Genomic DNA, 20,522 nt, shown 5'->3' with positions numbered 1-20,522 from the left:
TTGATATATCAGATTGCCACTACCGGCAAGGTCATTTTCACCCGGAGTAGCATGTGCACTTTTTACTGAGTACCAGCTACATAGACCACTCTTACACCAGGCGCCCTTACCCAAGCGGATTGCCTGCTATATCAACTGTGCGATCCTTGTCTCATGAAAACCTCAGACCTCAACCCCACGTATCTCGTGGCGAGCGACTTTGACCAGACCCTGAGTTTCAATGACTCCGGCCTGGTGCTCAGTGAACTGCTGGGCATGAAGGATTTCGCGCAAAAGGTGGCCGGACTGTCCCGCTCCCATCTCGTACAGCAGGGTGCCGAGCTGACCTACCTGCTCCGCCATGATCCCCAATTCCGTGAGGTGCGACGCGAACACCTCATCGAGGCCGGCAAGCGCGTACGCCTGAAGCAGAACGTGGATCTCTTCACGCAAACTCTCGCAGCCGGACTACCCGGAGCGCAGTTCGAGTTCTTCGTCATCTCTGCCGCACCTGCCGATGTGGTCCGCTCCGCGTTGGAAGGGCTGGTCCCCCCGGACCGCATCCACGGCACCGAGCTCGAATACGACGAGAAGACCGGCGAAATCTCCGCTGTGACCCGCGTGCCTGCCGGATACGGCAAGGTCGCCGTGCTTCAGGAACTCGAGCGCCAGATGCAGACGCCCTCGGACCGCACCATCTACATGGGCGACGGCAGCTCTGACCTGTACGTGATGCAACATGTGAACAGCCGTGACGGCCACACCATTGCGGTATCAGAATCCATCAGCATCGGTCGCATCGCGAAGCGCACCATTCTAAGCGACAGCGCCTTCAGCGTGCTCGTGCCCATCCTGGAAGACCTGCTGGGCTGGAACTCAGCACAGATCCGCGACCTCTTCACCGCCCACGGCCTGGCCCTACAGGACTGGGACAAGATTCGCACAGACTGGCTCACCCTTCGGGAAATGCCCCTCGCGGCCATGCAACAGGCAGCCCTCGCTGGCTGATGCCATTTCAATCCCCCTTATGAAAACGACCAAGAACCCACCCCACCATCCCGAAGCCAAATCGAGGCAAACACCATCGCACCCGCGGAAGCCATTCTTCGCTGAACTCACGCGAGCCTGGCGGCATGCGCCAAGCATCCCGTAACTACGGAGCGACTCAGCGCGGGGGCACCTTCGCCCCCGTGCTCCCGCGCCATGCCATCATCTGCTGATGCATGGCCGCGACCTTCTCTGGCATCACCTTCGCGAGGTTCTTCTGTTCCCCTTCATCCGTCGCGAGGTTGTAGAGTTCCAGATCACCGGTGTCGAAGAACTCAATCAGCTTCCAATCCCCATCCCGCATCGCTCCGGCGCTGCGTCCACCAAGGAAGTGTGGCTTCGCAAGCGGGTAGTGCCAATACATGGCGCCCTCGCGCTTCTCCTGGGTATTCCGGAGAAGAGCCACAATATCCACGCCATCCATGGGCTGGGAACTTTTAGACTTCACTCCCGCCACGTCCAGCAGCGTAGGATACCAATCCAATCCATTCACCGGCTCGTCACACACCGAGCCAGGTGGCGTCACTCCGGGCCATGAAACGATGAGCGGCACACGCAGGCCTCCCTCATACAGATGGGACTTTCCGGCTCGCAGCGGCGCCACGCTGGTGACCCCGGGCACAAGCTTGCCGTCCTTGGTTCCGCGCACGGATTCCCCTCCGTTGTCGCTGGTGAAAATGACGAGCGTGTTCTTGTCCAGGCCCAGCTTCGTCAATGTCGCCCGAATCATCCCCACGCCTTCATCCACGCTATCCATCATGGCAGCCAGCGCGGGCTTCGTGACAACCTTCGCAGCCTCATCCGGTGACAACGCCGCAAGTTTCTCCTGATATTTCGCCAGCCGGTCAGGCTTCGCCGCGAGCCGCGTGTGCACCGCGTAGTGCGAAAGGTACAGGAAGAAGGGCTTCTCCTTGTTCCTTGCGATGAAGTCACACGCCTCCGCGTTCAGTCGATCCGTGAGATACTCCCCTTCTCCGAGCTTCGCTGGCAATCCAGCAATATGTTTGTACGGGTGGAAGTAGCTTCCACCCCCGATGTAGTTGTTCTCCGAGGCGATGACTTCGTCCCACCCATGCTTGTCCGGCGAACCCTTCGCCGCTTCGTAATTGCCGGTGAGGTGCCACTTCCCCACGAGCCCGCTACGGTATCCCACTGCCTTCAGCCGCTCATTGATGGTATCCACCTTGGGATCCAAAAACAGCGCACCCGCTTCCGGCCCAAGATAGTCCGTGATGCCCGTGCGCACCGGGTGCATCCCCGTGAGCACCGCCACCCGCGTGGGCGAGCAGACCGTCTGCTGCAGCGCCTTGGTGAATCGCATGCCATCCTTCGCAAGCCGATCCAGATGCGGCGTCTCGACGAAGGTGTTCCCATAGCACCCCACATCCCGCCACCCGAGGTCGTCCGCCATGATGAAGACGATGTTGGGGGGCTGGGCCGAAAAGACCCAGCTTGAAGCCATCAGCGAACAAAGAAGTGTGAGGAGCGAGCGCATCCTGCCGCAGAAGTCAATCCGCCCGCCTACCTCCTGTTGGAAGCTGGCAGCGCCTTGGTGATTTCCTCGGCCACCTTCTCGCCGAGCCTGTCAGAGCCCGCGGCATTGTAGTGCACGTCCTTCGGATTCTGCAGCTTGGCCAGGTCGGGCGTGATCCAGGCGTTGAGATCATCCACCACCACGCCTTCATCCTGCATCACACGCGCAGCGATTTCATTGTACTCCTTCACCTGGCCAAAGCGGCGTGGTGGATTCAATTCCCCATCCGGAATCGGCGTGGTGGTGGCCCAGATGAGTTTCGTGCCTTTGGACTTCATCTTCTTCACCAAAGCGCGCAGATTCTTCTCATAGTCCTCGGGCTCCACCTGACGCTTGCCGTCCGGCATGTACTTCAGGTCATGAATGCCCCAGTTAAAGTGGATCACGTCCCACTTCCCGTTGCCCAGCCACTTGTCGATGTTGGCAATGCCGTTCTTTGTCGGACCGCCATTCGTCGGAATGCGATGCACGTTCGCCTTGCCCTCCAGCAACTTCCTCACGGGCATGGTGTAACCAATGGAGATGGAATCCCCGATGAGCAGCACTCGAGGCAGCCCTGGCACATCCTTGATGGGATCCATCACTGGATTGGCACTGGCCTTGGGCTTTTCCTTGGTCGATGCAGGTGCCGCCGGGGCTGCTGCCGTGACCTGGAGGGCTGCTGCCGCCAATACCGAAACCGCAGAGCCAGTCGGCGCCTTCGGCAACTCGAACACCATGTCATAGCAACGGTCCGACATGGTGCAGGTGAGGTTCAGCGTTGGGGAATAGTCGCGTGTACGAACCGTCTTGCCGTCCGGCAGGAACTGCAGCAAGCGCATCCAGCCGTCGCCGCCATTCACATCCCGCTGGTAGTCCACCACCACTTCGTGAACCGTATTGCCAGCCTCTCCTGTGCTGGTGACATGTGCCGTGTAGGACGCGTGACCACATAGCACCAGCGCGATGTTGCCATGCTTGGACACCAGCTTCTGCCACATGTCCTCGCCTTGATTGAGATCGGGACGTTCTTTGGCCGGCTTCACCCCCTCATCCGGCTTCTTCTCTTTTTTCGCTTCGGCAAGGGCTCCCGGAAAACGACGGTTCGTGCGGGGATCCAGGTAGGCATGCGTGGTGATGATCACCGAGTGCTCTGGATTCGCCCGGCACACGTCGCCAGCCCAGCGCAGCACATCCGTGCGTGGCGCATACTCCAGCGCGATCACCATCCACTTCCGGCCACCCACAGTGACGCGGTGGTATTGGTTGTCGCTCTTCTCCGGTTCCTTGTCATACGTACCACCGAAGGTCGCCATCTTCTGGAAGCCGGCTACGGGGAAGAAGTTCGTATAGGGAGAGCGATGCGTCTGCACCTGGAGACGACCGCCGTAGTCGTGATTCCCCGGAGTGGGCAGGTACGGCAGCTTCCCATCCAGCCGGGCAAAGGCCGCCTGCGCCACTTTCCACTCCGCATCGGCAGCGGTCTCGGTGATGTCCCCCAAGTGCGCGACGAAAACCGTATTGTACTTCGCTGCCGTGTCCGCGATCCACTGTGTCTGCTTGTGGAAGGTGTCCGGATACTGCTGCGAGTAGTATTGCGTGTCCGGCATCACCATGATGGTGAATCCTCCCTCAATAGGCGCCGGCTCGCCAGGTGTCGTGGAGGTCGAAGCCGGCAGCAGCCCAAGCGGCACGATTTTCACCACCTCCTTAAGAGCCTTTCCGGGAATGGGCACCGGCAATTGGGCGGAGGCATTGGACTCAATCGCCACTGCCAGCAGAGCAGCAACACAAGAGGAGGAAACAAACGACAAGGACAGACAACGCATAGGAGTAGGTAAAGTCTGGAGTTCCAAACGTGGCGCGCAGCCACCATTGTCAAAGAACCCACACGAACGTCAACCAGGATTGACACGGGGTCGCCGACGATCTTTTCTCCATCAATCCCATGTCATGAACACCTCCCCGCGCGACACCCTCACCGACGGAGTCATCACCCTCCACCGCTATCGCCACGAGGACGTGGAGGATGTCTTTGCTGGAGCCTCGGAGTCGATTGCCGAGATCCATCCGTGGATGCCGTGGTGTCACCCGGGATATGGGATTCATGAAACCCAAGGCTGGGTGTCCTTCGCTGTCTCCCAATGGGATGCAGGCAGGCAATTTGAGTTCGTCATCAGAACAGTCGCCGGCCAGCAACTGGGCAGTGGCGGGATTAACAGCCTGCATGATGCCCATCCTTTCGCAAACTTGGGATACTGGATCCGCACCAGCCAGACGAACAAGGGCTATGCCACCCGCGCGACACGCCTGCTTGCCGAGTTCGCCTTTCGTGATCTCAGGCTCCAGCGGGTGGAGATCGTCGCTGCTACCGGAAATCTTCCCAGCCAGCGGGTCGCGGAGAAGGCCGGGGCTGCTTGGGAGGGCATTCTTCGAAATCGCCTCGTCATCCAGGACACACCACACGACGCAGTGATGTTTTCATTCACCCCCTCTGATTTCGAAAAGTGATGTGCTTCCACATCCGCTTCGAATAAAGCCGAGAATCCCCGAGTCGAAGGGGCACAGCACTCGCCGCAATAGCCCGGGGCCAGCGTGCGTTTCTCCAAAACTGTACTCATGACAACGCCACTCTCCAGAACCCTGCGGCTGCTTCTGCCGGCCATCCTTGCCATGGTGATGCCAAGTTGCGTGAGCGTGGTGGCACCACCTCAAATAGTCTCCCAGATGGACATCACTCTCCCAAAGGACTGGCGTGGCATGTACAAGGTGGAGGCTGATGAAAACACGAGCACAGAAGCGAACGCCGCGGTGGAGGCCGCCATCATCCGGTACTATGCGCAAATGCCCTATGGTCCGCGGGTGACCCAAGTCATCATTCCCGACTGGGCTGTGACGGAAGAGAGCGCTGAAAAGATCGTGTTGGAGGGATATCCCAACCTCGTCTCAAGCCCTCGTGTGGCAGTGGACCCACTGAACATCAGGATTCCTGGCAATCGGGTCACCAAGTTCGGCGAGTTGGTCCTGACCTTGAGATTCAAGGACTAGCCTGACCTTCTCCTACCTTCAGTTCCACGCATCATGAATGTGGCATCATTTCCAACGCTTGCCCGTCCAGTACAACGCATCGCCCTGACCTTCGCGGTGATTGTCTCCGTCCTCAACCTGGCGGCCTGTGTCAGCATTGTCCCCTCGCCTCAAAAGACCAACCCGCTTGTCATCTCCGTTCCCAAGGACTGGCGTGGCCTGTACAAGATCAAACTGGGCGAACCGATGGAGCCCCAAGTCGAGGCCGCGGTAGAGGCCGCCATCATTCGTCACTACGCGCTCGTGCCGGAGGGACCAAAGGTCACCGAAGTGATTGTCGGGGGCTGGGGCATTGATGAAGTTCACCAGGACAGATTGGTCCTGCATGGCTCTCCCCGGCTGGTCTACAGCTCCCGCGTGGCCCTTCACCCCTTGATCGAACTACCCGGTAGAAAGTCGTGGGAGTATGGCCGGATACAGTTAATCCTGAGGTTCGAGGACCAATAGCTTTTCTCCCCACGCGCGAGGCCTTCACAGGGTGAAGGCTCTTGCACGTCAGCTACCTACATCATAAAACACCGGCATCTCCGGCTCAAAGATGTCCGAGGAGCGATGCTCACCCGCAAGCTGTGGATGCACGTCCGCCGGTTCTAATACGAGCGTGTAGGTCTTGCCTTCCTCACGCTCTGCCGATGGAAGAACTTTCCCACCAAGGATGACCCACTGCAGGGCCACGATCTCTTTTGCCTCCAGTTCACCGGAGACCACCTTCGTCACACGATACACATTCTCTCCAAGGCTGCGCATGTACGGCGCAATGGTCACCGGATCATCTGGTTCAGATGCCTGCAGCAGTTCCGCCTCCACGACCACACGTTGCGCCTGCTGGCGCGACTTCCAGAGGTTGGCGGCCTGGCCATACTTCGTTTGCACCTCCGCCAACGTGAGCCCCCGATCGTATACGCGGGCATTCTCCAGTGAGCCCGTCCATGGGGATGCGCCTCCAGGCGCGCGGCCGAAGAGCAGCACGCCCGGATTCCACCGGCTCACATTTGCAGCAACCTTCGTGGAAGCCTTCTCCACACCATTGTCGTAACCAACGAGCTTCCCATCCGAGTACGCGACCACCAACTGGTGATGCTCCCCTTCCCGACCCTGGCCCAGCGACAAGCGTGTCGGCGCGCTGGAGTCGATGCTCATGCGGACGCCAAAGCCCTGTTCATCATGCTCAAGCATCAGACCGGACTTCCCATCCGCAGATCCAAGGAACGCGATGATGGAGTGCTCTTTCGGTGCGCTGAGGAAGTGCGAGACATCCACACTCAGGGTGAACTGCCCGCTCTTCTGGATCCCCTGCGCGATCACACTTGCGGCATCCTCATCCGGCACCAGCGACCCGTTGCGCAGATCCGCGCCGAACCAACGATTGGGCCGCGTCCCGCCTTCATACTTCGCGGTCCAGCGCCGGATGATGTTTCCCTGGTCATCAAGGATGGCATTCTTCGCACGCTCGTTCTCCCACAGGAAGACGAGGCCGGGCACCTGTGCCTGTGCGGGTGCCGCGACTGTCACCACCGGCGCAGGAGGAGGCGTCACCTGTGGTATGCCCGGCTGCGGCTTGTGCATGCTGGCATTTTCAAACCAGGCATCTCCAAAGAAGTCCGACGTGTTGTTGTAAGTGATTCGGAACCAGTTGTCGATCCGCGTAAAATTCGAGTCGAACCTCCCAAGATACAGTTCCGTCTCCGGCATCCACTGCGGTGCAGTCGCCGTGATGTAGTGCACATCATTGGTCCAGCGTGGATGATAGAGCTTGCGGCCAATCCAGCCCGGCACCGTGGCGAGATTCACCAGGCGGGCATTGGAACCCGGTTCATCAAAAAACTGAATCGAGGTGTGCTGTCCCGTGAAGACAAACGAGCGGTGACTGTCATCCGGTGCCACGCCCGGCCAGCAGCCCTTCGCAGTGATGTTGAAGTCACCGCTCTTCAAATCCGCCACACCGCACTGCGGCCAGGGGAAGCCATCCGCCGCCAGGCGGCCATCGCCAGAGAGCTGGAAGTACGAGATCTGCGGCTGTCCTGTGGCGGACTTCGACCACACTTCCTCATGCTGGCTGGGGTCCTTCAAGTCATAGCGCACCATGGGAGACTTCGGATCGCGCCAGCCCGTGCGCACGTACACCCAGGTGCGTCCCGTAGCAGGGTCCTGCCACACATCGGAGGCATAGCCCGGCGCGATTTCACGCAGGCCTGTCCCATCAAAGCCGATCACGAAGCACTTGTGCTGCCGCTGATCCGTGAAGACCACACCCTTCCCGTCCGGAGTCAGTGTGGGCATCGCGTAGCTGCCGGAGCCCTGAAGGATGATCCGCTCACCCTTGCCATCCTCAGTGTCATAGCCCATGAGCTGGCTGTCATTCAGCGCGACGTAGAAGTCCTCTTCCACCTCAGTACGCGACCATACGAGACGCACGTGTCCACCGGCAAACTCACGGAGCTGCTGTGCCATGTCTGCAGGCGAGTGAGGCGAGGTGTCCGCAGGTCGCGTCGCCACACTGCCCACAGGCGCAGGCAGGATCTCCAGCGCACTGATGAAGACATCATCACCATGGCCTCGGGTGCCGCGAATCTCCATTCCCTTGCCGCCCTTCACCTCCACGATCGCCTCGAAGACATAGGCACGATTCACGCCGCCTGCTGCTTCACGCACACTGAGATTCTGTACCAGGTGCGCGCCATCCACATAGAAGTCCATGCTGCGCTTCGCGACCTTCTTGCCGTCCATGAAGTGCATGCGCAGCTTGTACATGCCATCATCCAGCTTGCGGAAGCGGTAGGTCACATTCGCGCGGCGCACGGACTCATACACATCCGCCGGCGGCGCTCCTGGGACGTTCTTTGTCTCCGGCTCGGTGTTGAAGCGGTACTTCTTTCCTTTGACGATGTAGCCCTTGTCCGAGATCCAGACGATGCCGTTCTTCTTGTCGGTGATGTTGCCTCCACCACAATTGATGTGCAGTGGTTTGAATTCCTTCATCGTGGCCGCTCCCAGAAACACCGGCGCCATGCAAAATGCGCCGATGGCGAGGGGTTGACGGATCCGCCGAAGAAATGCCTGAAATGTCATGAGAAAAGTACGCACAGAAAATCCAAAATGGTCCACGGCTCCTTGGGAAATCGGCCACGCCTCTACTGGCCCGCACAGGAGTCACATGACATCGTGATTCCTGAAAAGAAGGGATGCTCAATGCTGGGGCCATTCGCAATCAAAATGTCCCGGAACTGCCTTCTTAAGTGAAATGGGCGGACTCTACGATGTAAACCCGCAGAAACCCGGTCTTGCCCGGTGGTTGCGCAAGCGCTAATTCAAGGGGCACATGCCCCTCATTCACCGCCTCTACCCCATTCTCCGTCCTCTCCTGTTTCAACTGGATGCAGAGACGGCTCATGAATGGACTGTGAAGCTGCTGCGCGCCAGCCATCTGCTGGGCATGTTGCCCGATCCGGAACCTGCTCCCTCCAAAGCCCGCACGGTGATGGGCCTCAAATTTCCCAACTGCGTGGGCCTCGCCGCCGGGATGGACAAGTCTGCCTCTGCCGTGGATGCCTGGAGCGCCTTGGGATTCGGCCATGTGGAGGTAGGCACCCTCACTCCTCGCCCGCAACCCGGCAATCCCACTCCCCGCCTCTTCCGCCTGGTGGAACAGGAGGGCATCATCAACCGCATGGGTTTCAACAACCCAGGCATCGATGAAGCTGTGCATCGCCTGGAGCGGCGCACGAGCACCGGCATCATCGGAGTGAACATCGGCAAGAACTTCGACACACCACTGGAGAACGCAGCGGATGACTACCTCACCTGCCTGCGCAAGGCCTACCAGGTGGCGGACTACATTGCGGTGAACATCTCGTCTCCCAACACCAAGGGTCTCCGCGACCTGCAAGCGGAGGAGCCCATCCGCCGTCTCCTCGGCACACTCAAAGAAGAGCAGGCGCGCCTGGCCACGACACATGGCGTGCATCGCCCCCTGCTGGTGAAGATCGCCCCTGACCTCGGTGAAGAACAAATCGAGGTCCTCGCCAGGGTCTTCGCAGAGCTGGGCATGGAAGGTGTCATCGCAACAAACACCACCATCGACCGCGAAGGGGTGAAAAAGAACAAGCTTTGGAAAGAAGCTGGCGGCCTGAGCGGGAAGCCGCTCATGCGGCAGTCCACTGCCGTGATTGCCACCCTCGCTCTTGCCCTGAAGAGTGAGGCCAAAGGAGCGCCACCACCCATCATCGGCGTTGGCGGCATTATGGGCGAGATGGATGCCGAGGCGAAGCTGCAAGCGGGCGCTTCCCTCGTGCAGGTCTACAGTGGCCTCGTCTACCGCGGTCCCAAGCTGATTGCCGAGGTGGCAGGCATCCCAAATACCGTGTGAGGTGAATCCAAAACATCCACGGGCGCGCATCAATCGAACCCTTTGGGAGTGATGGAGATGAATCCCGTGCCAACACCGCAAACATCCTCACCCATGCCCGTGACTCTGGAACTCGAAGCCGGAGTGCACTGGTGGTGTCGTTGTGGTCGCTCAGGGCATCAACCCCTGTGCGATGGCTCGCACAAGGGGACCGGCATCGCCCCTTTGAAATTCACCCTCACGGAAAAGCGCCGCGTGTGGCTCTGCAACTGCAAGCACACAAAGAATCCACCGTATTGCGATGGGTCCCACAACGACCTGCCGCCTCAGGATTCCTGAGGTGCGTGAGTTCCGGTCATGCTTTCTCTTGTTCTTCGCATCGTCACGTCACCACTGCTGCTCCCTCTGCCATGATTCGTCCGCTGCTACGTTCTCTCGCACTTCTCATGCTCCTGCCCGCCGCCATCATGGCCCAGGGCATCGACCTCCCCGGGCTCAAGCCCGGCACCGCAGGCAAGAAAGAGCCGGTCACCGCCTCATTGGTATCTGAGCATAGTAGCATCGCTCCCGGCGGCACTTTCCGGGTTGCAGTAAAGCTGCAGCACGCGCCGACCTACCACACCTATGGCAAGACCCTGCCACCGGATGCCACGGGCCTGCCCACTACAATCGACTGGAAACTTCCGGAAGGCTGGAAAGCCGAGGACCTCCCCTGGCCTCCTACCCATGAAACCGAGTCCACTGGAGGCACCAAGACTCAAGGCTATTCAGACACTGTCTACCTTCCGGCCAGGTTGACCGCTCCTGCGGGTATCAAGCCAGGTGAGCAGGTGAAGCTCGAAGGCGAAGTGAAAGCTCTGGTATGTGATCCACAAACCTGCCAGCCCACGACGCTTCAAATCTCCCTCACCCTGCCGGTGGCGGATGCCGCAGTGACAGATGCTGCGCAAGCTTCCGTGTTTGCTGCGGCGGCTTCTGCGGGAGACTCCACATCGACCACGCCTGAGAAAAGCAATGCCACCAACGGCACGACACCCACGGAGAGCAAGGCCAGCGACGGGACGTCCTTTTCCGACATGTCCGTGGGCGACATCTTCAAGCAGCTGTTGTTCGCCTTTTTGGGTGGTTTGATCCTGAACATCATGCCATGCGTCTTCCCGGTACTGGGCATCAAGGTCACCAGCATCGTCCATCAAAGCGGTGAAGATCCAAGACGTGTGCTGGCCCATGGCCTTGCCTATACTTTCGGCATCCTGATTTCCTTCTGGGTGCTGGTGGCCGTGCTTCAGGGACTGCGTGCTGCCGGCGAGCAGCTTGCGTGGGGATTCCAGCTTCAATCACCCTGGTTCTCCTTCATCGTAGTACTCATCATCTTCATCTTCGGTCTGAACATGGCCGGTGTGTTTGAGGTGGGCACCTCCACCACCGGCGTGGGCATGGAACTCACCGGCAAGTCGGGATTGAAGGGCTCGTTCTTCACGGGCCTCCTCGCGACATTGGTGGCCACTCCTTGTGCCGCGCCCTTCCTTGCGGGAGCCTTGACGTTCGCGCTTGGTCTGAGTTTATGGCCCTCGCTCGTGTTCTTCACGGTCATCGCCTTGGGATTGGCCTTTCCATTTTTGGTGCTGGCTTTCTTCCCCAGGCTCTTGCGCGTATTGCCACGCCCCGGCGCCTGGATGGAGAGCTTCAAGCAGGCCATGGCCTTCCTCATGCTTGCCGCCGCCGCCTACTTCACCTGGTCGCTCATGGGCCTGATTGGTGAATACAGCCAGCGCGATCTCCTCATCGGGCTCGTCTTCATTGCTGCCGCCTGCTGGATCTATGGCCGGTGGTTCACGCCGGACAAACCCGCCAAAACGAGGGTGAAAGCCATCATCTTCACCGTGCTCGTCTTTGTCTTTGGTTTCTGGATGGCCTATCCACGTCCCAAGGACGGCATGTGGAAGGAGTGGTCACCTGAGCTCGTGGATGATCTGCGCGCAAAGAACGTCCCCGTCTTCGTGGACTTCACCGCCCGCTGGTGCGCCACCTGCCAGGCCAACAAGTGGGTGTACAAGAACCAGGCCTTGCAAGCAGACTTCCGCAAGTATGGTGTGGAACTGCTCCGTGCCGACTGGACCACTCCAGATGTCCGCATTGAGGACGCACTCGCTCTTCTCAAAAAGTCCGCCATCCCGGTCAACGTCCTGTACATACCTGGCCAAAAAGATCCGGTGATCATTGATCCAGACGTCCCGTACACTCCTTCACTGGTGAGGGAAGCACTTGCCAAACTGGAGCATGCGCCGAAGCCAATCAAAGGCGATAAAGCGCAAGCCTCGCTCGACTGGAAGACATGGGCTCCAGAGGCAGTCGATGAATTGCGCTCCAAAAAGGTGCCTGTCTTCGTAGAATTCACCGCGCAGTGGGCTGCGGCCGCTCAACAGGAACAGCATGTATACAAGGACCGCTCTCTTCAACATGAGTTCCGCAAACACGAGGTGGAAGTGCTTCGCGCAGACTGGACGCAACCTGATCCGAGGATCGAACAGGCTCTGGCCAAGCTGAAGGTCACTTACGTTCCTCTAAGGCTCTTGTATGTTCCTGGTCAAAATAAGCCTATCAAGCTCAATCCAGACATGCCCCTCACTGCATCGCTGGTAAAGGAAGCCCTCGCCAAGCTGGAGCATACGCCAATGCCAGCCAAAGGGGAAACGGCCCAGGTGATACAGTGAGGATTTTCACTGCGCCGCTCCTGCAGGAAGCAAAGAGCGGCGATCTACGTGTCCTTGTCCGGCGACTCGTAGATGCGTGATATCTCCAGCATCAGTGCTTCGAGTTTGGTGTAGTAGGCCTCGTCTCCCAGTTCCTTGCGCTTCCCTTTCAGCGCTTCCACTTCACGTTCCAGCGCATCACGTTTCGTCCGCTGCGTATCGGTCAGCTGTGCATCAGCATCACTCAGCAGCAGCGCCCATTGACGCGCAACCAACCCTTCTGCCGTTTTGCCCTCGGGAGGTGCTTCCGCGAGACGCACGCCTAGAAACGCTTGCGCACGCGTACCGATCCCGTCGCCATTGTCTTCAATCAACGCATGCTCTGTGGCGAGGCGCTGCTCTGTCTCAAAAAATCGATCCACCTGCTTTGACGACCACAGGAATGCTTCCAGCAGGGACACTTGATGATCGCGATCCAAATCCGCCTCCTCTGAACCGCCGATAGCTTTCACAAAGAACTGCCCGAATCGTGTGTAGAAGACCTCATCCGCACTTTTGGTCGCGCTGATGAGCACTCGATTCGGCCCCGCAAGCGCCTTCAGAAACGGCGCACTCGCCGACGCCGTCTGGATGCAGGCCACCTGCCCGCTGAAGGGCTTCAACCAACCCGCCAGTTCAGGCGCCATGATGTCCGGCCCTCGCAGATTGAAGCGGGCATCGCGACCATCAAACGTCCCATGCCCGATCAGCACCAGCCACAGCGGCTGCGTGGGCTTTGCAGAAAGCGCCTTCAGCGTTTCCTGCAGCAGCATGGCATCCGGCTTCTCCTTCTGCTCAGCAGCCACACCAATCGTCTGCGCCTCCACCCCCGCCTTTTTGCACGCATCTTCCCAAAGCTGCACTTCTTCGCGGTAGCGTTTCCCGTACTCCTCTGTTCCCTGCGCGCCCATCACGATCAGCACCCGCAATTCCCGTGCTTCAGGTTCCTGCTTCGTCTGCGCAATCAAGGGCGATACCACTCCCAACAGGGCGCACACCGTTACAAGGCAGGCACCAATGGTACCCATCCTATCCCTTGTCCCTTTTCCCTTGTCCCTGTTCTTTCTCATCTCCATCCCTGCCTCCTTCTCAGCCACCACTCCGTACCCAACAGCCCAACCAGCAGCACCAGCACCCACCAGCGATGCCACAGAGGTTCCGTGCGCGTTTCCATGACGGGCATCTTGATCTCTGAAAGCTCCGAGGCCCACGAGCCCAGTTCATCCACCGTCAGCACACGCCCGCCGCTCCAGGCCGCGAGACGTTCCAGCAGCGGGCGATTCGGCAACAGAGACGCAAACTCCTCCGCAGCTGGATTGAGCGCCCATCCCGAATTGCTTTCGCCGACTACCGCGCCGGCACTGTCCTTCACCGTGGCTTTCACGCGGTAGGCACCTTGGGCACCTGCATGTGCAGACATCTCAAAGAGTCCCGCTTCTGTCATCGCGGGCTCTGCCCCTTGAGAGATGCGCCCGCCATCCGGCTCCTGAATCTCGATGCTCACCGTGGCATCATCCTGCGGGCGGAACGCGAGATCACGCACACGCACCTGCGGCTTCACCAGCTCATGCGAACCAGAAGGTGTGATGCTGAGCTGCATATCCACGCGATCTGGAACATCCACCACGAGCCAGCGGAAGAGTTGCCTCCATGATTTCGCCATGTCCGCTTGCGATGCCGGGTCATTCAAACCCCAGCGCCACATGTCGCCTACCGTCACCGCAGCCACACGACCATTGCCATACCGTTGCACAACCATCGCAGGATGAGACTTCCTTCGCGCATCCGTAACCGTGGCGAGGATGGAGGCACCAGGTTTGATGGCCGTACTCTGATTCACAGAATAGAAGGCAGGCATGGATGCCATCCGCGACTCCTCCTCCGGCTCCGTGTTGCGCAGGCGCATCCATGGCTCCAGCCAGCCCTCACGCGTAAGATTGAATTTCGCCTCCTCAGCAGGACTCACATCACCAGTCCGATCCAGATACACCGGGAGCATGCGTCCCACAGGCGTGTGCTCATAGCCGCCCAACCGGAAGGACTCCTGCCCACCGAGCATCACCAGCGACCCACCGCGCACACTCACAAAACGCTCCAGCAGATCAAGCTGCTCGCGCGTGAAGAACTCCGCCTCCACATCATCCAGGACCACCGCACGGAATTTTCCAAAAAGTTCTTCGGGCGTCTTGGGAAAGCCGTCCGCGAGCTCAGACGCATCCATCACATTCAGCCGCTTCAGCACCGGCTGGTCATAGCGTTGCGCCTCCTCAGGCTCGTTCGATTTGAATCCACGGAAAAGCGGATTGCTCGTCTCCCCTTCCCTGCCCCGCCATTGGAATTTCGGCTCGCGCTTGGCCATGCGAATGAGCGCCGCGAGCTTCACTTCATCATCCGGTTCCAGCGAGCGGCGTAGAAACTTGTACTCCCAATTCGGCCGGCCACTCACATACAACACACGATAGGGCCCGCTACGCCGGTCAATCGCGAGGAAGCGCTGGTTGTTTTCCATCGTGGCCTCGGCGGACACTTCCTTCAGTTTCGCGGGATCCGTCAGATGCGACACCGCCTGATCCTTCACCACGGACACCTTGAAGAAGGAGATACCCATCTTCTCCGGTCGGAAGCGGGTCTGGAACGTGTGCTCCGTCTGGGCCTTGGCCAGCTTGTGATTCTCCGTCTTCACCACCTTGCCGGCCTCATCCTGAATCACGAGGGAGACACCGGTATCACCAAGGCCGGCGGCGGCAATCTTCGCAGTGACGGCTACGGGTGAATCTTCGAAGGGGGTCTGCGTGACGTCCACGCTCTTCAAGGCCAGATCACTCGATACCTCACGCACGCCCGTCACAACAGGAAAGATGGGAGCGGACGCCTTGGAATTCGCCATCATCTCCTCCAGCTTCGCCGCATCAGTGGCATTGCCATCCGTGAAGAGCAGCACGGCGGCAACCGGCTGTCTCAGATATCGCTGCTGTAGGCTCTCCAGACTGCCAGCCAGCGCGGAACGCATGCTCGCAAACTTCAAGGCATCCAGCTGAGTGCGCTCGTGCAGCCGATCATCAAATGAATAGGCATGCGTCCGGAAAGTCTTCTCCACCTCTCTTATCCACGACGCATCTCGATGCAGAGCCTTCTTTACCGGTTCACCTGCCGGTTTTCCGGTGGTGCTGTCGAGAAGAGCAAGGCTGGCAGAGTCGTCTGCGAGGATGAGCACATCATTCTGCCCCGGCTTCGGCACCCGGGTCATGGCCATCGGCTCCATGAGCATGAGCAACAGCAGGGCAAACACCAGCACCTTGCAAAGGATGGCCGCCTCCCTGCGCCAGGCACGCCCCGTCACGCCGCGATAAGCAATCCACAACACCCCTAGAGCCGCCACGCTGAGAGCGATCGCGATCTTCGGCCATGAACCCGTGGCGCTCTGCCAGAACCACTCCTCAACCATGGTTCCCACAGCCTCCCCGGTTCATTGACTTGCTCTTGCTCATCTGCATTGCTCTCCTCACTGGCCCCCTCCCAGTTCCCGATAATAACGACGTACCAGCTCGCGGTAGCGATGTGGCACAGGATCCCGATCCAGCGGCGCCAAGGGGTTGGCGGACTCGCGCTTCGCAAGCTCCTCCGACACACGATCGCGCAACTCCGCCAGTGGTTGCAGCACCTTCATCTGCACCAGATCACTCTGAGGCGGCATATCATTGCGACGATTATCCATGCGGATCTGCCGGGCGTTTTCAAGGACCCCGGCAGCTTGGTTTCTGAGTTCCTGGTCCTCCAACGCCTCCTCCACCTTGCGAAGGCGATCTGTCCAGTCGCCGAAGTTGGAACCCGTCAACGTGCTGTCATTGTCGGTTTCAGCAGCACCATCGAAGAACCAGCCACCATCTCCTCCCGGTCCGCCTTCCCCTCCTCCACCGGAGGTACTGCCTTCCGTGTTTCCGCGACGCGCACCACCGGCACGATTCCCGCCTTGCGCAAGCTGACCGCCCTCACCTCGCTGTCCGTCCCCAGGTTGCTGCCCCTGAGTTCCCTGTCCTTGGCCCTGCCCCTGCCCCTGCCCACCCTGAGCCATGCCCTGCTGGCCACCGGGACTTTGACCTTGGCCCTGTCCCTGGCCTTGCTGTTGCCCGGATGGTTGCCCCCCTTGACTTCCAGAGGGCTGCTGCCCCTGGCCTGGTGTATTATCCGCAGTCATTCCCTCGCCTTGTCCCTGGCCCGGTTGCTGGCCGTCTTGCCCCTGACCTTGACCCGGCTGTTGTCCTTGGCCTTGCCCAGGTTGCCGGCCGTTGGCGGCCTGCTGCTGTTGCTCTTGCTGTGACTGACCTTCACCAGGCTGCTGGCCCTGTCCTCGGCCTTGCCCCGGCTGCATACCAGCCTGCGCCTGCTGCTGAGATTGCTGCTCTCCCTGCCCCTGGCCGGGTTGTTGCCCTTCCCCGGGCTGCTGTCCTTGCCCAGGCTGGCGTTGTTGTTGTTCCTGGCCGGGCGTATTGCCCGCGAGCCCTCCACGCATCCCTTCCTTGCCCGGCTCAGCGCCTTGTCCTGGCCGGCTCCCCTGCTGCGGCTGCTGACCTTGTTGCTGTCCAGCTTGCGAAGCCTGCCGGCCTTCCCGTTCCTTGTCCGCATCACCCGCCGCGGCCATGCGCCGCTCGGCACTCTCGCTTCCCTTGCCGGGTTGACCTTGCTCGCCGTTACCCTGCTGTCCCTGTGCCGTTTGCTGTTGCGGACTACCAGGTTCCCCACCAGCATTCTGCTGACGCTTCGCTTCGTCCTTCTCCACGTCATTGAGGAGACGGTCCAATTCATTGCGAGCCATGCGCAGCGCTTCCGTCTCGCTGCCCAACACGCTCTCTGCGGCACGGTCCACCCCCTTCTTCAATTCCTCAATTCCCTGTGCGGCCTTGCGCTCACTGCTCTGCGCGTCCTCCGGAGAGTACTGCAGATTGATCTTCGTTTCGTCGAGCGCGTCTTTGATGCCATCCGAGTGTGCCTTGCGCACGGCATCGTGCAGGGAATTGGCCAGGAGCGGCTCTGACGCTTCCGCCTGCTGGCTGAGTTGCTGCATGTTTTCCAGAAGCTTATCCAGAGCTTCCCCTTGAGCCTCCGCCTGCCTGCGCAGTTGATTCGTTTCCAGGTTTTTCTTCAGCTCTGCCGTGGTATCACCTTTTTCACCGGGCTTGGATTCGGCAGCGCTTTTGCCTTCGGGATTCATCGCTTCGGCAAGTTGCTTCTGCGACTCCTCCAGCTCCGACGCCTGTTGCTTGAGTTGCCGCATTTCATCCGAGAAACGCTTCGCCGTGCGTTGGCGGAATTCATCGCGCACTTCTTCAAGGTTCTCCTGGGCGCGTGTCGCGGAGTTTGCAGCGGCGCTTGCCTGCTGCTGGGCAAGCTGCTCCGCCGCCTGTCGCGCCTGCTCACGAGCCTCGTCCAGCTTCTCACGCTCCTGCGCCATGTTCTGCTGGTTTTCCGGCTTCTCCATGCGCTCCTGGAGCTCATCGAGATCACGAAGGAGTTGCTCCTGCTCCTCTTGCAGGCGCTTGAGCTGCTGCTGGATCTCGGCCTTCTCCTCCTCCGTCTTCGCCTTGGCCATCTGCTCCTCAAGATCCTTGATCTTCTCCGCAAGCGCCTCCTGGCGGCGCGCGAGTTCCTTCAGACGATTGAGCACCTGTAGGTTCTCCTGCTGCTCCATGGTCTGCTCTTCCTGCGCCTCACTCTCCTCCTCATACATCTTCTCCTTCTGCGCCAGCTCGAGCTGCATGATCTGGCGCTGGTTCTGCTGGCTCTGTCCGCCACCTTGCTGCTGATTCTGGGCGCGCATCACTCGATGTTCCCGGCTCTGCGCGCGACCGAGATGCTCCAGAGCTTCACGCTCGGGTGCCAGCGCGACCTTCAAGGGATTCGTCTCTTTCTTCTTGATGCCACCATCCAGGGTTTCCGAGGCACGCCTCATCGCCTTTGCTGCGTCTTCCAGAGCCTGACGAATCTCCGCATCCTCCACTTCTTCCAGCGCCTCCTCGGTCTGTTTCAAAGCAGTGTCCTGCCCTTCCTTCACGGTGCCCACATCGCTCTCCATCTTTTCAAACTTCCTCCCCGCGCCTGCCTCACGTACCAGACGCCACGTGGCATTCACCACCTGCTTCTGCAGTTGGGCCAGCTTGTCTGCCACCCCTCCCTGTCCCTGACCTTGTCCTTGCCCCTGACCACCTTCAGCTTCCCGGAAAATGTCTTCGAAGTGGCGAACCTCGGCAAAGAACATGTCGCTCATGGTGCGACGCACGCCGCCCTGCGGATGATTGTCCTCCGCCCACACATAGTAGCTCACGAGCTGACGCGGTTCCGCCTTGAGCTTCTCCAGCGCCAACATCGTCTTCAGATCATGGGACTTCTTGCCCGCGAGCTTGCCATCACTGAGCGGCACTTCCGTCGTCGCCTCTCCCAGCATGAACACCGCTCCGGCTTTCTCCACACCAATATCGTCCCACACCTTCGCCTCCAGCGGCAACTCCTGCAGTGGTGACACAGCAAGGTCACGCTTTGGGAACACCATGTCCACCTTGGGAGGGTTGTCCTTCAGCACACTCACCTTGATCCAAGGCGGTTGCTTGTTGCTTCGTTCCTGCGCATCCACCAGATGCAGGCGATACTTCTGCGAATCCTCCGGTTTCATTGAGCCCTCCAGCACCAGCGGATCCTCCTTCGTCGGCGTCAACGGAATGCTGCTCTTGTCCTCCCCATAGAGTTCCGCCACCGAGACCGGCTTGTTCACCGTCATGCGGAAGCGGATGTCAGAGCCCTCCAGCGCAGTGACGTTCAGCGTATTCTTGATCTCCTTCGCCGGCTGTCCGGAATACGCAGGCGGAGTGATGGTCGCATCCGAGCGCACCAATTCCGGATGCACATAAGTGGTCACTCGATACGTGGGTGAGACACCTCCCTCATATTCCACGCGGTAGAAACCATCGCGCTCCACGCTCTTCACCACACCACCGAAGGCGTTGTTCTCCACGGTGGCATTCATGTTCACGCGGACGCGTTCCTGCTTTCCCTCCTCATCCTCGCTCACCACGATGACCGCATGCGCAGGCGTGCCGCCGGTGAATTTCACATCCACCACCAGGCGCGTGTTGTGCTCCACCTCCGTGTCACCCGGACGCACTTCAACGGTGATGACAGGTGCATCTGTTTTCTTCTCCTCTTCCTGCTTCACCACCACCTGATCCTGGTGTTGCATGATGTCGATGCCCGTAAGCTTGGGGAAAGTCAGCGCCACCAGCAGGGCGAAGACCGCCAGCGCTCCGCTGGACACATAGTCCCAATTCTTCGCCTTGTTCCCAAAGAGCCGCTCCTGCCAGTCATGCGACATGGAGTGGCGCACGGCATCAGAGACCACGCGCTGCTGCAGATACGTCAGCCGGCCACCATCGCTGTGCTGATCCATGGCAGTGAGCAGCACCGCCTGCATGTCCGGATGTGCCGCCTCCAAGCGATGTGCCATCTCGCGTGGCTCCACCTTTCGGGCGCCAGCCCACCAGTCGGAACCAAACCAGATGATGGCATAGCCCACCAGCGCACAAAGCAGCAGCTCCCATCGGTTCAGGCCGAAAGCGCCACTCTGCCACCACACCAGAAACGCAGCGAGTGCTGCCACGCCGAACCCCGCAGCCAGCAGCTTGCGGCGGAGAATCAGGCGCTCCATTTCGATGAGCGGCTCCAGGCGACGCTCCAGCGCTACCAAGACAGAAGGCGTAGGCGGCTTCATGGCATGCGGGTGGCTGACGGTTGTTCGTGGCGGCAGCGGCTCAGGAAAGAATACGCTTCCACA

The 20,522-nt window shown here is 59.9% G+C and carries 13 protein-coding genes; 7 read left to right on the top strand and 6 right to left on the bottom strand.

Annotation, left to right across the window (positions count from 1 at the left end; all coding sequences use genetic code 11):
* Positions 1-153 precede the first annotated feature (153 nt).
* Entirely contained in the window at positions 154-987 is an 834-nt protein-coding gene (locus tag DES53_RS03595; RefSeq protein ID WP_113956815.1) for an HAD-IB family phosphatase, read from the top strand.
* Positions 988-1,144: 157 nt separating this feature from the next.
* Here the strand turns inward: DES53_RS03595 and DES53_RS03590 are convergent, their stop codons facing one another.
* Positions 1,145-2,539: a sulfatase gene (locus DES53_RS03590; RefSeq protein WP_425468376.1), complete on the bottom strand. Its 1,395-nt coding sequence runs from the start codon at positions 2,537-2,539 to the stop codon at positions 1,145-1,147.
* 8 nt (positions 2,540-2,547) lie between these two features.
* Positions 2,548-4,368 carry a GDSL-type esterase/lipase family protein gene (locus DES53_RS03585; RefSeq protein ID WP_147263196.1) on the bottom strand — a complete coding sequence of 607 codons (1,821 nt, stop codon included), beginning with the start codon at positions 4,366-4,368 and terminating at the stop codon, positions 2,548-2,550.
* 124 nt (positions 4,369-4,492) lie between these two features.
* Between DES53_RS03585 and DES53_RS32745 the strand changes: the two genes are divergently transcribed.
* From DES53_RS32745 to DES53_RS03570, 3 genes are all read left to right on the top strand, one after another.
* Positions 4,493-5,050: a GNAT family N-acetyltransferase gene (locus DES53_RS32745; protein WP_170156821.1), complete on the top strand. Its 558-nt coding sequence runs from the start codon at positions 4,493-4,495 to the stop codon at positions 5,048-5,050.
* 108 nt (positions 5,051-5,158) lie between these two features.
* Positions 5,159-5,587 (top strand): hypothetical protein, encoded by a 429-nt coding sequence (locus DES53_RS03575; protein ID WP_113956811.1) that lies wholly within the window; start codon positions 5,159-5,161, stop codon positions 5,585-5,587.
* 33 nt (positions 5,588-5,620) lie between these two features.
* The gene (locus DES53_RS03570; RefSeq protein WP_113956810.1) at positions 5,621-6,073 is read left to right on the top strand and encodes a hypothetical protein; all 453 of its coding nucleotides are present in this window, start codon (positions 5,621-5,623) and stop codon (positions 6,071-6,073) included.
* A 48-nt stretch (positions 6,074-6,121) separates the two neighbouring features.
* Here DES53_RS03570 and DES53_RS03565 read toward each other — a convergent pair whose 3' ends face one another.
* Positions 6,122-8,695 (bottom strand): LamG-like jellyroll fold domain-containing protein, encoded by a 2,574-nt coding sequence (locus DES53_RS03565; protein WP_113956809.1) that lies wholly within the window; start codon positions 8,693-8,695, stop codon positions 6,122-6,124.
* A 250-nt stretch (positions 8,696-8,945) separates the two neighbouring features.
* On the opposite strand from DES53_RS03565, the gene DES53_RS03560 reads away from it, so the two are divergent.
* The 3 genes from DES53_RS03560 to DES53_RS03550 all read left to right on the top strand — a co-directional run bounded on the left by DES53_RS03560 (position 8,946) and on the right by DES53_RS03550 (position 12,685).
* A complete protein-coding gene (locus DES53_RS03560; RefSeq protein ID WP_113956808.1) occupies positions 8,946-9,992 on the top strand; it encodes a quinone-dependent dihydroorotate dehydrogenase in 1,047 nt (348 codons plus the stop codon).
* Positions 9,993-10,085: 93 nt separating this feature from the next.
* Complete coding sequence (locus DES53_RS03555) at positions 10,086-10,310, top strand: CDGSH iron-sulfur domain-containing protein (protein WP_113957186.1); 225 nt, start codon at positions 10,086-10,088, stop codon at positions 10,308-10,310.
* A 107-nt stretch (positions 10,311-10,417) separates the two neighbouring features.
* A complete protein-coding gene (locus tag DES53_RS03550; RefSeq protein ID WP_211325430.1) occupies positions 10,418-12,685 on the top strand; it encodes a thioredoxin family protein in 2,268 nt (755 codons plus the stop codon).
* Positions 12,686-12,729: 44 nt separating this feature from the next.
* On the opposite strand, the gene DES53_RS03545 is transcribed toward DES53_RS03550, so the two are convergent.
* Genes DES53_RS03545 through DES53_RS33405 form a run of 3 tightly spaced genes read right to left on the bottom strand, consistent with a single transcriptional unit; the run spans position 12,730 to position 20,459 of the window.
* A complete protein-coding gene (locus tag DES53_RS03545; protein ID WP_147263195.1) occupies positions 12,730-13,773 on the bottom strand; it encodes a hypothetical protein in 1,044 nt (347 codons plus the stop codon).
* A complete protein-coding gene (locus DES53_RS03540) occupies positions 13,770-16,148 on the bottom strand; it encodes a glutamine amidotransferase (RefSeq protein ID WP_113956805.1) in 2,379 nt (792 codons plus the stop codon). Before DES53_RS03540 ends, DES53_RS03545 begins: the two co-directional genes overlap by 4 nt.
* A gap of 57 nt (positions 16,149-16,205) precedes the next feature.
* A complete protein-coding gene (locus DES53_RS33405) occupies positions 16,206-20,459 on the bottom strand; it encodes a DUF4175 family protein (RefSeq protein WP_211325429.1) in 4,254 nt (1,417 codons plus the stop codon).
* Between the last annotated feature and the right edge of the window lie 63 nt (positions 20,460-20,522).

The organism is Roseimicrobium gellanilyticum (genome assembly GCF_003315205.1).
In the GTDB taxonomy this organism is placed as follows: domain Bacteria; phylum Verrucomicrobiota; class Verrucomicrobiia; order Verrucomicrobiales; family Verrucomicrobiaceae; genus Roseimicrobium; species Roseimicrobium gellanilyticum.
The sequence above is the reverse complement of the archived record's forward strand: the minus strand, read 5'-3'. Positions and strand labels throughout refer to the sequence as shown.

Bases quoted from the DNA above. Each gene is read 5' to 3' on its own strand.
- DES53_RS33405 (WP_211325429.1), bottom strand. From the start codon at position 20,459: ATGAAGCCGCCTACGCCTTCTGTCTTGGTAGCGCTGGAGCGTCGCCTG.
- DES53_RS03545 (WP_147263195.1), bottom strand. From the start codon at position 13,773: ATGAGAAAGAACAGGGACAAGGGAAAAGGGACAAGGGATAGGATGGGT.
- DES53_RS03540 (WP_113956805.1), bottom strand. From the start codon at position 16,148: ATGGTTGAGGAGTGGTTCTGGCAGAGCGCCACGGGTTCATGGCCGAAG.
- DES53_RS03595 (WP_113956815.1), top strand. From the start codon at position 154: ATGAAAACCTCAGACCTCAACCCCACGTATCTCGTGGCGAGCGACTTT.
- DES53_RS03585 (WP_147263196.1), bottom strand. From the start codon at position 4,368: ATGCGTTGTCTGTCCTTGTCGTTTGTTTCCTCCTCTTGTGTTGCTGCT.
- DES53_RS32745 (WP_170156821.1), top strand. From the start codon at position 4,493: ATGAACACCTCCCCGCGCGACACCCTCACCGACGGAGTCATCACCCTC.
- DES53_RS03565 (WP_113956809.1), bottom strand. From the start codon at position 8,695: ATGACATTTCAGGCATTTCTTCGGCGGATCCGTCAACCCCTCGCCATC.
- DES53_RS03570 (WP_113956810.1), top strand. From the start codon at position 5,621: ATGAATGTGGCATCATTTCCAACGCTTGCCCGTCCAGTACAACGCATC.
- DES53_RS03550 (WP_211325430.1), top strand. From the start codon at position 10,418: ATGCTCCTGCCCGCCGCCATCATGGCCCAGGGCATCGACCTCCCCGGG.
- DES53_RS03575 (WP_113956811.1), top strand. From the start codon at position 5,159: ATGACAACGCCACTCTCCAGAACCCTGCGGCTGCTTCTGCCGGCCATC.
- DES53_RS03555 (WP_113957186.1), top strand. From the start codon at position 10,086: ATGCCCGTGACTCTGGAACTCGAAGCCGGAGTGCACTGGTGGTGTCGT.
- DES53_RS03560 (WP_113956808.1), top strand. From the start codon at position 8,946: ATGCCCCTCATTCACCGCCTCTACCCCATTCTCCGTCCTCTCCTGTTT.